This window comes from Polaromonas sp. P3_B4, from assembly GCF_056402835.1.
In genome coordinates this window covers 2,585,952-2,598,476 of the sequence record NZ_JBFUGQ010000001.1, presented here as the reverse complement: position 1 = coordinate 2,598,476, position 12,525 = coordinate 2,585,952, and the positions used below count along the sequence as shown (strand labels likewise).

At 63.7% G+C, this 12,525-nt stretch carries 9 protein-coding genes; 7 read left to right on the top strand and 2 right to left on the bottom strand.

The window, feature by feature from the left end; all coding sequences use genetic code 11:
• Positions 1 to 49: 49 nt before the first annotated feature.
• Complete coding sequence (gene xdhB / locus AC1DVV_RS12340; RefSeq protein WP_477701810.1) at positions 50 to 2,401, bottom strand: xanthine dehydrogenase molybdopterin binding subunit; 2,352 nt, start codon at positions 2,399 to 2,401, stop codon at positions 50 to 52.
• Positions 2,402 to 2,481: 80 nt separating this feature from the next.
• Positions 2,482 to 4,068 carry a xanthine dehydrogenase small subunit gene (xdhA, locus tag AC1DVV_RS12335; protein ID WP_477707198.1) on the bottom strand — a complete coding sequence of 529 codons (1,587 nt, stop codon included), beginning with the start codon at positions 4,066 to 4,068 and terminating at the stop codon, positions 2,482 to 2,484.
• Positions 4,069 to 4,138: 70 nt separating this feature from the next.
• Here xdhA and AC1DVV_RS12330 point away from each other — a divergent pair, with 70 nt between their 5' ends.
• From AC1DVV_RS12330 to AC1DVV_RS12300, 7 genes are all read left to right on the top strand, one after another.
• Entirely contained in the window at positions 4,139 to 5,071 is a 933-nt protein-coding gene (locus tag AC1DVV_RS12330; protein WP_477665507.1) for a LysR family transcriptional regulator, read from the top strand.
• Between the two features lie 77 nt (positions 5,072 to 5,148).
• Positions 5,149 to 6,732: an ABC transporter ATP-binding protein gene (locus tag AC1DVV_RS12325; protein WP_457279852.1), complete on the top strand. Its 1,584-nt coding sequence runs from the start codon at positions 5,149 to 5,151 to the stop codon at positions 6,730 to 6,732.
• Positions 6,729 to 7,838, top strand: a complete 1,110-nt coding sequence (locus AC1DVV_RS12320) for an ABC transporter permease (protein WP_457279853.1) — start codon at positions 6,729 to 6,731, stop codon at positions 7,836 to 7,838. Before AC1DVV_RS12325 ends, AC1DVV_RS12320 begins: the two co-directional genes overlap by 4 nt.
• Positions 7,838 to 8,758, top strand: a complete 921-nt coding sequence (locus AC1DVV_RS12315) for an ABC transporter permease (RefSeq protein ID WP_457279854.1) — start codon at positions 7,838 to 7,840, stop codon at positions 8,756 to 8,758. The genes AC1DVV_RS12320 and AC1DVV_RS12315 overlap by 1 nt, the downstream gene beginning before the upstream one ends.
• Positions 8,759 to 8,857: 99 nt before the next feature.
• On the top strand, positions 8,858 to 10,006 hold the full coding sequence (locus AC1DVV_RS12310) for a BMP family ABC transporter substrate-binding protein (RefSeq protein WP_457279855.1): 1,149 nt from the start codon (positions 8,858 to 8,860) through the stop codon (positions 10,004 to 10,006).
• Positions 10,007 to 10,114: 108 nt separating this feature from the next.
• The gene (locus AC1DVV_RS12305; RefSeq protein ID WP_457279856.1) at positions 10,115 to 11,167 is read left to right on the top strand and encodes an adenosine deaminase; all 1,053 of its coding nucleotides are present in this window, start codon (positions 10,115 to 10,117) and stop codon (positions 11,165 to 11,167) included.
• A gap of 59 nt (positions 11,168 to 11,226) precedes the next feature.
• Positions 11,227 to 12,513, top strand: a complete 1,287-nt coding sequence (locus AC1DVV_RS12300) for a YbfB/YjiJ family MFS transporter (protein ID WP_457279857.1) — start codon at positions 11,227 to 11,229, stop codon at positions 12,511 to 12,513.
• Positions 12,514 to 12,525 lie beyond the last annotated feature (12 nt).

The window sequence follows — 12,525 nt, the reverse complement described above, 5'->3', positions numbered from 1 at the left end:
GCGTTGCTCCCTTGCACGGCTTGATGTTGATCTGTCCAGGGGCATGAGCCTACGTCAATAATTTTGGCGAATCACCATAGCCGACGGCCCTCAGCACATTCTCCGCCGTAGCCGGCGCATCCATCACCACAAGTTGATCCCCTGGCTTTCCAGCCCCCACCGCATCCCGTAGTGCCTCGTACACACTGATCGCCAGCATCAGCGGCGGTTCGCCCACGGCCTTGCTGCCGAAGACGTTGTCTTCGCGGTTGGGCTCGGGCCACAGATCGATCTTGAAATGCTCGGGTACATCGCCGGTTGCAGGAATCTTGTAGGTGCTGGGCGCGTGCGTGGTCAAAAGGCCCTTGTCGTTCCACACCAGCTGCTCGGTGGTGAGCCAGCCCATGCCCTGCACAAAGCCGCCTTCGATCTGGCCGATGTCGATGGCCGGGTTGATGCTGGTGCCTACGTCATGCAGGATGTCGACTTTCAGTACACGGCTTTCGCCCGTCAGGGTGTCGATGGCCACTTCCGTGCAGGCTGCGCCGTAAGCGAAGTAGTAGAACGGCCGGCCGGTGAGGGTGGTCTTGTCGTAATGGATTTTGGGTGTGCGGTAAAAGCCGTCGCTCCACAGCTGGATGCGGTTGGCGTAGGCCAGCTTCACGACTTCTGTGAAAGGCCGCGCGCCTTCGGGCGTGATGACTTCGCCCCCCTCAAAACGAACAGCGCCCGCGCCGCAGCGGTCCAGCCCCGCGACAAACTGCGCCAGGTTGTCGCGCACATTGCGCGCGGCGTATTGCGCGGCGCGGCCGTTCAGGTCGGTGCCGGCCGATGCAGCGGTGGCCGACGCATTCGGCACTTTGCTGGTGTCGCTGGCGGTGGCCAGCACCTGTGCAAAGGGCACGCCCAGTTCGTCGGCCACGATTTGCGCGACCTTGGTGTTCAGGCCCTGGCCCATTTCGGTGCCGCCGTGGTTCACTTGTACGCTGCCGTCGGTGTACACATGCACCAGTGCCCCGGCCTGGTTGAAGAGGGTGGCGGTAAACGAAATGCCGAACTTGACGGGTGTGATGGCGATGCCGCGCTTGATGACCGGGCTTTGGGTGTTCCAGGCAGAAATTTTCTGACGGCGTTGTGAATAAAGCGCAGACAGCGCCAGCTTTGATAGCAGCGGGTCGAGGATGTTGTCCTCGACCTTCATCTGGTAGTGGGTGACGTCGCGCTCACCGATGCCGTAGAGGTTGCGTTTGCGAACCTCCAGCGGGTCCAGCCCGAGCGTGCGTGCGATGTCGCCCATGATGGCTTCAATCACGATCATGCCCTGCGGCCCGCCGAAGCCGCGGAAGGCGGTGTTGCTTTGCGTGTTGGTCTTGCAGCGGTAGGACGCTATCTCCACGTCCTCCAGAAAGTAAGCGTTGTCGGCGTGGAAGACCGCGCGGTCGGCCACCGGGCCCGACAGGTCGGCGCTGAAGCCGCAATTCACCGCCATCATGAGCTTGAGGCCGCTGAGCCGGCCGGTCTCGTCAAAACCCACGTCGTATTCATATGCAAACGGGTGGCGTTTTCCGGTGACCATGAAGTCGTCGTCGCGGTCCAGCCGCAGCTTGACGGGGCAATGCAGTTTGTGGGCAGCGATGGCGGCCCAGACGGCCATCTGGCCTGACTGCGTTTCCTTGCCGCCAAAGCCGCCGCCCATGCGCCGGCATTCAACGCGCACTGCGTGGTTGGCAATGCCCAGTGCGTGCGACACCCAATGCTGGATTTCGCCGGGGTGCTGGGTGCTCGAATACACCAGCCATTGCTGCTGCTCCTGCGGCACAACGTAGGCAACCTGGCCTTCGAGGTAAAAGTGCTCCTGGCCGCCGACTTCGAGTGTGCCGTGCAGCGTGTGCGGAGCTTTTTTGTGTGCAGCTGCCGCATCGCCGCGTTTGACGAAGACTGGCGGCAATACATAACTCTCAGCTTTGAGTGCATCACGCACGGTCAACAATGCAGGCAGGGGTTCGATGTTGCACACCACCTTGCGTGCGGCGCGGCGGGCCTGCATGACGGTGTCGGCCACCACCACGCCGATCACCTGGCCGATGTGCTGCACCGTGCCCTGCGCAAATACCGGTTCGTCGTGCGAGAAATTGCCCAGCACCGGGTCGCCCGGAATGTCGCGCGCCAGGATCACATCGCGCACGCCCGGCATGGCCAGCGCCGCAGTGGTGTCGACGCCCAGCAGCTTTCCGTGTGCCACGGTCGACAAAATGGGCGCGGCATGCAGCGTGCCGCGCACCTCGGGAATGTCATCGACATAGGTGGCGGCGCCGGCGACTTGCGCGCGAGCGCTTTCATGGGGCGTCGAGCGGCCCGCCGCCTGCGTGCCTGCAGGTTTTTTGGCCAGCGACGTTTTTTCCGCCAGGTCCGCAGCGGGCATATCACCAGCGCGGGCGTTGGCTGCGCGTACGTCCGGGTCGGCCACCGCATCGCGGCTGACGGAGATGTCTTTCGCGGCGTTCATGCGGCTTCCTCCAGCCGGAAGCTCGCCAGGTTGATCTGCTGCAGTCCCTGGCTTTCAAGCCAGTAACGCTGGAGCAGGTTGCCCAGCACCTGACTGCGGTAGGCCGCAGAGGCGCGCATGTCCGAGATGGGCGAGAACTCGGCGCGTAACGTAGCGATGGCGTGCTGCACAGTGGTCTGCGTCCAGGGTTTCTCCGTCAGCGCCGCCTCGGTCTGGATGGCACGCACCGGCGTGGCGGCGACGCCGCCCGCACCGATGGACGCAGTGACCACGGTGTTGTTTTCAATCTGCAGATTGATCGCCAGACAGACGGCGGAAATATCGTCGTCGTAGCGCTTGGAGATTTTGTAAGCCTTCATCGCCTCCCGGGGCTGCGCCTTGGGCACCTTGATCCAGGCCAGCACTTCGTCGGGCGCCATCAGGTTCTTGCGGTAGCCGGTGTAAAGCGCTTCCAGCGGCATTTCGCGGTGGCCGCGCACGCTCATCAGGACGATGTTGGCCCCCAGCGCAATCAGCAAGGGCATGGAGTCGCCAATCGGCGAGCCGTTGGCAATGTTGCCGCCCAGCGTGCCGGAATTGCGCACCGGCAGCCCGGCAAAGCGGGCCGCGAAGTTGTGCAACTGCGGCCGGTCTTTGACCAGCGCCGCATAGGCGTCGGCCAGTGTCACTGCGGCGCCAATGGCGATGTGCCGCGGGTAGTCTTCAATGCGGCGCAGCTCCCGCACCCGGGTGACGTCAAGCACTTCGCCAAACTGCATATGCTGCTTGGTCACCCACAAGCCCACGTCGGTGCAGCCGGCCACCAGCTGGGCGCCAGGGTGGGCGGCGCGGGCCTGCAGCAGGGCTGCCAGTGTTTTCGGCGATTTGTAAGCCAAATCGGCCTGCAGCCCAATAGGGACGGGCGCAAGCAGCTCCAGTTTTTGTAGCAAACCGGCTTCGTCGATCCGAACGGGATGCAGGCTGCCCATCGTTTGCGCGGCCTCCAGGATGGGCCGGTAGCCGGTGCAGCGGCAGAGGTTGCCCGAAAGTTCTTCCTGCGCGAGCTCCCGCGTGACAGGCTCGCCCTTGCAGATGTGGTTTTGGTACATGCCGAACAGGCTCATCACGAAGCCGGGGGTGCAGAAGCCGCATTGGGAGCCGTGCTTGTCGACCATGGCTTGCTGGGCAGGATGTAGCGCTGGTTCAACCCCTTCTCCCTCGCCAGCAGGGGCCGCGGAACCGGCTTTGCCGGGCCGCAGGCGCAGCGCCCCCTCGGGGGGCAGCGCATTACACGAAGCCGAAGGCGAAGTGAAAAGCGTGGGGGCAATATCTTCCACGGTCCAGACGGCCAATCCGTCAATGGAATGCGCCAGGCGAATGCAGCTGTTAATGGCGCGGTATTCGAGCTTGCCGCCGGCCGCCTCGCCCAGCACCACGGTGCAGGCGCCGCAGTCGCCTTCGCCGCAGCCCTCCTTGGTGCCGGTGCAGGCCAGGTCCTCGCGCAGCAGCTCCAGCAGGGTGCGGCTGGGTGGTACATTGCTGACGGAAACAACTTCACCCCGCCTGACGAAGCGGATGGGTCTGGAAAAAGATGGGACAGCCATGCTTCAGGTTAAAACAGTCGCGCCGCGGCCAGCATACAAAAGTGCATATCAACCGCATGGGTGAAAAGGTATGAAAGACCAGGCGCTTTTCGACAAGATAGACCTCCATCTCATCAGGGTCTTGAATACCGTGCTTACTGAACGCAGCGTATCACGCGCCGCCCTCCGCCTGGGTATGTACCAGCCCGCCGTCAGCGCGGCGCTCAAGCGCCTGCGCACGCTGGCGGGTGACCCTATCCTGGTGCGGTCCGGCTCCGGCATGGTGCCTACGGATGCGGGCCTGCGCATGATCGAGCCCTCGGCCAGCATTTTGCGCGCGGCCGGCATGCTGTTCAGTGACGCGCGGGGGTTTGACCCTGCCACGGCAGAAACCACCTTTCGCCTGGCGGCGAGCGACTACCTGGACCCGTCTTTCCTGCCGCAACTGGTGGCACAGATCAAATCCCAGGCGCCGCTCTGCCATATTGAAATCCACCCGCTGTCCGCTGAATCCGACTACCGCATGCACCTGGCGCAAGGCCAGGCCGACATCGTCATAGGCAACTGGGCCGCACCGCCCGACGACCTGCACATGGCGCGGCTTTTCGGCGACGAAGTGGTGTGCCTGGTCGCCAAAGACCACCCGGCGGTGCGCCGCGGCTGGGATGCCGCGACCTGGCTGGAAGCCGAACACATCGCCCCTACCGCCACGCACCCCGGCGCCAAGGGTGTGATCGACGAGCATCTCGACACCCTGGGCATGGTGCGCAACATCACGGTGCGCTGCCCGCACTTCAGCCTTATGCCGTCCATGGTGGCATCAAGCTTGCTGGTGATGACCACCGGGCGCCAGTACTGCGAACGCTTTGCCAGCCTGCTGCCGGTGAAAATACTGCCCACCCCGATCGCCTTTCCCCGCATGATGTATTACCAGCTCTGGCACGAACGCACGCACGCCTCCAACTCGGCCCGCTGGCTGCGCGAACGTGTCAAGTCCGTGGCCTCAACGCTACGAAAAGAATAGCTGCTTGCGCCCGTCTTGTATGGGCTGCAGCCGGAATTACCTATAAACCGACGACAAAACCGGATACCCCAGAGACAATGACCGCAGCCCCGCCCCAGACTGACAGCCCGCCCGGCCAGCCGCCGCGGCTGCAGCTTTCCGGCATCACCAAAAGCTACCCCGGCGTGGTGGCCAACAGCGGCATTTCGCTGACGGTTCAGCCCGGTGAGATCCACGCCGTGCTCGGTGAAAACGGCGCGGGCAAATCCACCCTGATGAAGATCATCTACGGTTCGGTCAAGCCCGACGCCGGCAGCGTGGCGATGGACGGCAAACCGGTCGTGGTGCGCAACCCGCACGAAGCGCGGGCGCTGGGCATCAGCATGGTCTTCCAGCACTTCAGCCTGTTCGACACGCTGACGGTGGCCGAAAACGTCTGGCTGGGGCTGGACAAACACCTCACGCTGGCCGAGGTCTCGCAGCGCATCATGCAGACGACGCAAGCCTATGGCCTGCAGCTGGACCCGACACGTCCCGTGCATACCCTGAGCGTCGGCGAGCGCCAGCGGGTGGAGATTGTCAGGGCGCTGCTCACGCATCCGCGGCTGCTGATCCTGGACGAACCCACGTCGGTGCTGACGCCCCAGGCGGTCGAGAACCTCTTTGTCACGCTGAGGACACTGGCCGCGCAGGGCTGCAGTATTTTGTACATCAGCCACAAGCTGCATGAAATCCGCGCGCTGTGCACCGCCTGTACGGTGTTGCGCGGCGGCAAGGTTTCCGGTTTCTGCGATCCACGGCAGGAGTCCAACGCCTCGCTGAGCCGTTTGATGATTGGCGCCGAGCCGCCCGCGCTGGAACACCGGGCGGTGCGCACCGGCGCCGTGGTGTTAGAGGTGAAACAGCTCGACTTGTCCAAAGAAGAACAGTTCGGCGTCGACCTGCACCAGGTCGCGTTGCAGGTGCGCGCCGGCGAGGTCGTCGGTATCGCCGGAGTGTCGGGCAACGGCCAGAAGGAACTGCTCTATGCGCTGTCGGGCGAAGATACCCGCGCTGCGGCCGATGCGGTTGCGGTGAAAGGCCAGCCGGTGGGCAAGCTCGGGCCGGGTGGCCGGCGCGCACTGGGCCTGCACTTTGTGCCTGAAGAACGCCTGGGCCGCGGCGCCGTACCGTCGCTTTCGCTGGCGCGCAACCTGTTGCTCACGCGCAAGGAGGCCGTCGGCAAAAGCGGCTGGCTCGACCGCGGCGCGTTGCAGGCGCAGGCCGACCGCATCATTGCCGAGTACAAGGTGAAGTCGGGCGGGCCGCAGGCAGTGGCCAAATCCCTTTCGGGCGGCAACCTGCAGAAGTTCATCATGGGCCGCGAGATTGATGCCCGGCCTGAACTCCTGATCGTCTCGCAGCCGACCTGGGGTGTTGACGTGGGCGCGGCCACGCAGATCCGCGGCGAGCTGCTCAAGTTGCGCGATGCCGGCTGCGCGGTGCTGGTGGTGAGCGAGGAACTCGAAGAACTGTTCGACATCTGCGACCGGCTGTACGTGATGGCCAAGGGTCAGCTCTCGCCTTCGCTGCCTCGCGTCGACGCCACGGTGGAACTGGTGGGGCAGTGGATGAGCGGGCTCTGGGCGCCCGGCACGCACCCAACAGAAACAACACAAACCACGGCGGAGGCCTCGGCATGAAGCTCGAAATCCGTCCCCAGCCGTCTTCCTTCTGGAGCTATGCCTCCCCGGTGCTGGCCCTGCTGATTACCGTGCTGATCGGCGTGGCGCTCTTCGTGGCACTGGGCAAAGACCCCGTCAAGGGGTTGCAGGTGTTTTTCTGGGAACCCATCAAGTCGCCGTATGCCATCGGCGAACTGCTGGTCAAGGCCACGCCGCTGCTCATCATCGCGCTGGGGCTGGCCGTGTGTTTTCGCTCCAATGTCTGGAACATCGGCGCCGAAGGCCAGTTCGTCATGGGTGCGATCGCCGCAGGCGGCGTGGCGCTGCTGGCTGAAAAAACCACCGGCCCCTGGATCGTTCCGGCCATTCTGCTGGCAGGCCTTGCGGGCGGCATGGTGTGGGCCGGCATCACCGCCTTGCTGCGAGACCGTTTCAACGCCAATGAAATCCTGGTCAGCCTGATGCTGGTCTATGTGGCGGAGATGGTGCTGAACTACCTCGTCTTCGGCCCCTGGAAAGACCCCAACGGCTACAACTTCCCGCAAACCAAAACTTTCGAGGCCGTGACACAGATTCCGCGGCTCATGCAGGGCTCGCGCGTGAACATCGGCATCATCCTCGCGCTGCTGGGTGTGGCCGGGCTGTGGCTGTTCATGTTCCGCACACACGCGGGTTTCCGGCATGAAGTCAGCGGCCTGGCGCCTGCTGCTGCGCGCTATGCCGGCTTCTCGTCGCGCCGGGCGTTGTGGCTGGCGCTGCTGACATCGGGTGCCGCGGCGGGCCTGGCAGGCGCGCTGGAGGTGGCCGGCCCCATCGGCCAGCTCACGCCTTATGTGCCGGCGGGGTATGGTTTTGCCGCGATCATCGTCGCCTTCGTCGGGCGCCTGCACCCGGTCGGCGTGGTGTTCTCGGCCATCCTGATGAGCATGTTCTACATTGGCGGCGAGCTCGCGCAGTCGCGCCTGGGGCTGCCCAAGTCGATCACCGGCGTGTTCCAGGGCTTGCTACTCTTCAGCCTGCTGGCTTGCGATACCTTGATCGCCTACAGGCTCAGGCTGTCCAGGCCCATCCCCGTGCAGGTGGCCACGCTTCCTTCCACCGACCTTGTGAAAGGAGCCGGTTGATGGACTCCACCGCATTGCTCATCGCGGCCACACTCAGCGCGGGCACCGTGCTGGCCATTGCCGCGCTCGGCCTGCTGATCAACGAGAAGGCCGGCATCGTCAATCTGGGCGCCGAAGGCATGATGCTGTGCGCCGCCATTGCCGGCTTTGCCACCGTGGTGCACACCGGCAACAGCTGGCTGGGCTTTGTGGCCGGTATGGCGGCGGGCGCGTTCCTGGCCGCGGTTTTCGGTGTGCTGGTGATCTGGCTCAACACCAACCAGTACGCCACAGGCCTGGCGCTCAGCCTGTTCGGCGCGGGTTTTTCGGCCTTTGCCGGCATCAAATACGTGCAAGAGAAGCTGCCCGAACAGTCGCAGTACCCGATTCCCTTCCTGGCTGATATTCCGCTCGTGGGCCCGGCGCTGTTCCGCCAGCACCCCATGGTTTACATCGCGATGGCGCTGACGGCCGGGTTGATCTGGTTTTTGTACCGCACGCGCGCTGGCCTGGTGTTGCGCTCGGTGGGTGAAAGCCCCGAGTCGGCGCATGCGCTGGGCTACCCGGTGCGGCGCATCCGGCTGGCGGCCGTGGTGGCCGGCGGTGCGCTGTGCGGGCTGGCGGGCGCCTATGTGTCGGTGGTCTATACGCCGCTGTGGGTGGAGGGCATGATCGCCGGCAAAGGCTGGATCGCGCTGGCGCTCACCACCTTTGCCACCTGGCGCCCGGCACGGGTTTTGCTGGGTGCTTACCTGTTCGGTGGCGTGACCATGCTGCAGTTTCACCTGCAAAGCCTGGGCGTCAACATGCCCACGCAATTCCTGAGCATGCTGCCCTACCTGTCCACCATCGTGGTGCTGGTCCTGATCTCGCGCAACCCGCTATGGATTCGCGTCAACATGCCCAGCTCCATCGGCAAGCCTTTTTACCCGGGGGCCTGATGGTGTATTGACGGCCGATCCGCCGCATAATTGCTTTTTTTCGCCTTCCCGTTCCACTTTTCATTTCAATGTCATTTCCTACAACGAAAGCGAGTTCACATGACTGACCTGCAAAAACGTTCCCTGCTCAAGCTGGCGGCCCTGTCGGCCGTGGCGGGGGCAGCCCTGATGGGCTGCGGCAAGAAGGAAGAGCCGGCAGCGGCGCCTGCCGCACCAGCGGCGGCAGCGCCTGCCAAGGTCGAGCCTCTGAAAATTGCCTTTGCCTATGTGGGCCCTGTGGGCGACGGCGGCTGGACCTTCGCGCACGACAACGGCCGCAAGGCCGTGGAGAAAGCCTATGGCGACAAGGTTGTCACCAGCTTCGTCGAAAAAGTACCCGAGTCAGCCGACGCCGAGCGTGTGATCCGCGACATGGCAGCCCAGGGCAACAAGCTGATCTTCGGCACCACCTTCGGCTACATGGAGCCCATGCTCAAGGTAGCAGGCGACACCAAAGACGTGAAGTTCGAGCACGCCACCGGCTACAAGCAGGCCGCCAACATGCGCACCTATGACAGCCGCACTTACGAAGGCGCCTACATGGCCGGCGTGATCGCGGGCAAGATGAGCAAGACCGGCACGCTGGGCGTGGTTGGCTCGGTGCCGATTCCTGAAGTAGTGCGCAACATCAACAGCTTCACGCTGGGCGCGCAGTCGGTCAATCCCAAGGTCAAGACCAAGGTGGTGTGGGTCAATGAATGGTTCAACCCACCCAAGGAAACCGAGGCTGCCACCGCTCTCATCAATGGTGGGGCCGACGTGCTGTTCCAGAACACTGATTCGTCCGCCGTGCTGCAGACCGCCGAAAAAATGGGCAAACGCGCCTTCGGCTGGGATTCGGACATGACCGCTTACGGCCCCAAGGCCCACCTGGCATCGGCCATCATCAACTGGGGCCCGTACTACGTGAAATCCGTGGGTGAGGCCCTTGAAGGCAAATGGACGGGCAACACCGCTGCCTGGTGGGGCGTCAAGGAAGGCGCGATTGACATCGTGTCAATTGCCGCCGATGTGCCGGACGACACCAAAAAGCGCATCGACGAAGTCAAGGCGGGCCTGAAGGACGGCAGCTTCTCGATCTGGAAAGGCCCCATCACCGACAACACCGGCAAGGAGCTGCTGGCCAAGGATGTGGTGGCGGACGACAAATTTCTCGGCGGCCTGAAGACGTATGTCAAGGGTGTCGAAGGCAAGGTTCCCGGCAACTGAGGATAATGGACGCAGCGCCGTGCCTGGGGCAACAGTTCCCGGGCCGGAGCGCTCGCAACGTAGTTTCAAAGCTGCCTTCGGGCAGCTTTTTTTGTTTCTGGAGTTGAAATGACGCCCGCACCATTCAATGTAAAACCCGTGTCCGCGGACCGCCTGCCTGAGCTGCTCAAAAGCATGCCCAAAGCCGAGCTGCATATGCACATCGAGGGCTCGCTTGAGCCCGAACTGATCTTTGCACTGGCCCGCCGCAACGGCGTGAGCATTCCCTACGCCAGCGTTGAAGAATTGCGCAGCGCGTATGCCTTCACCAACCTGCAGAGCTTTCTCGACATCTACTACGCAGGTGCCAGCGTGCTCATCACCGAGCAGGATTTTTACGATATGGCCTATGCCTACTTGCGCAAAGCTGCCGCTGACAACGTGGTGCACACCGAAATGTTCTTCGACCCGCAAACGCATACGGCGCGCGGCGTCAGCATGGAAACGGTCGTCAACGGCCTGCACCGCGCCTGCGTGGATGCACAGGCCGGGCTGGGCGTCAGCGCCTCGCTGATCCTGTGCTTTTTGCGCCACCTCAGCGAGGAGGACGCGTTTAAAACGCTGGAGCAGGCCTTGCCGTTCCGCGACAAATTCATCGGTATTGGGCTTGATTCGGGCGAGGTGGGCAACCCGCCTGAAAAATTCGCCCGTGTGTTTGCGCGCTGCCGCGAGCTGGGCTTTCACCTGGTGGCCCACGCCGGGGAGGAAGGCCCGCCCGAATACGTCTGGACGGCGCTTGACGTGCTCAAGGTCGAGCGCGTGGACCACGGTGTGCGCTCCAGCCGCGATGCGTCGCTAATGCAACGTCTGGCGAAAGACCGCATTCCGCTGACCGTGTGCCCACTCTCCAACCTCAAACTCTGCGTATTCCCGGACCTTGCCAGCCACAACCTGCGCGAGCTGCTCGATGCCGGGCTGGTGGCCACCGTCAATTCAGACGACCCAGCCTATTTCGGCGGCTACATGAATGAGAACTTCACGCAGACTTTTGCTGCGACGGGGCTGAATGCGCAGCATGCCTATGTGCTGGCGCGCAACAGCTTTGAGGCAAGTTTCATCGAAGCCTCGGCAAAGTCCCGCTATGTCGACCGCCTCCATCAGGCCTTCGAAACATTTCAATAAGCCTATCAGCGCGTTGCCCCCAAGGCACGGCCTGAATTCAACATGACGGAGAACTGTGTATGGCGTTGACGCCAAAAGAAGGGCAAACCCCTGTCGCCCAAAACCCCTGGCCCATCGCGCTGGCGGGGCTGGTAGCATTGGCGGTGGCCATGGGTCTAGGGCGCTTTGCCTTCACGCCGCTGCTGCCGATGATGCTCAACGACGGCGTGGTCGATTTGCCGACGGCCAGCTGGCTGGCCAGCGCCAACTACTTTGGCTACATGCTGGGTGCGATTCTCTGCACGCTGCAGCCCTGGCTGTGGGCGCGCTTCAAGTGGCTGCCGCACCTGGCGTACTCGTCCCTGGTGCGCGCCGGTCTGGTTGCCACAGGCGTGCTGACGTTGGCCATGGGCTGGCATTTTCCGGCTGCATGGCCGCTGCTGCGCTTTGCCGCGGGCGTGACCAGCGCGGTGGTGTTTGTGTTTACTTCGGGCTGGTGCCTCTCGCAGCTGGCCAAGCGTGGCGTTCCCGCGATGGGCGGCATCATCTACGTCGGGCCGGGCGCCGGCATTTTGGTGAGTGGCCTGTTTGCCACTGGCATGGTCGCCTGGCACTGGACGGCCGCCACGGGCTGGATGATTTTCGGCGTGCTGGCGTTTGCGCTGACAGCCTCGGTGTGGCATGTCTTGCGCGGCGGCGATGAACGCCTGATTGCACTGGCGCCGCGCGCTGCTGCCCGGCCGGGTGATGCGCCGCAGCACCACGGCAATGCCGAGATGACCCTGCTCACGCTGGCCTATGGCCTGGCCGGTTTTGGCTACATCATTACCGCCACTTTTTTGCCGGTGATCGCGCGTGCGGCCTTGCCGGGATCGGCCTGGCTGGACATGTTCTGGCCCATCTTCGGCCTGGGCGTCATGGTGGGTGCGCTGCTGGCCACACGCCTGCCGCCGGGCAAAGATTTCCGCCTGCTGCTGGCCGGCTGCTACTTTTTGCAGGCGCTGGGTATTGCCGCCAGCCTCTGGAGCCCCAGCCTCGCGGGCTTTGCCATCGGTAGCCTGATGCTGGGCATACCGTTTACCGCCATCACTTTTTTTGCGATGCAGGAAGTGCGCCGCCTGAAGCCCGCCACAGCCGCCAGTTTCATGGGCCTTCTGACAGCCACCTACGGTGTCGGCCAGATCCTCGGCCCGCCGCTGGTGGCCGTGCTGCTGCGGCGAACACCCAACGCGGGTGTGGGTTTCACGATGTCGCTGGAAATTGCGGCGGCCTCGCTGCTGGTGGGCGCTGTGGTGTATGGGTGGATGGCGAAGGCTTATCCGGTACTGCCGGCTTTACCGTCTGGCGGCGTAGCGGCGCAGAAGTAAGCGCTTCGCTCA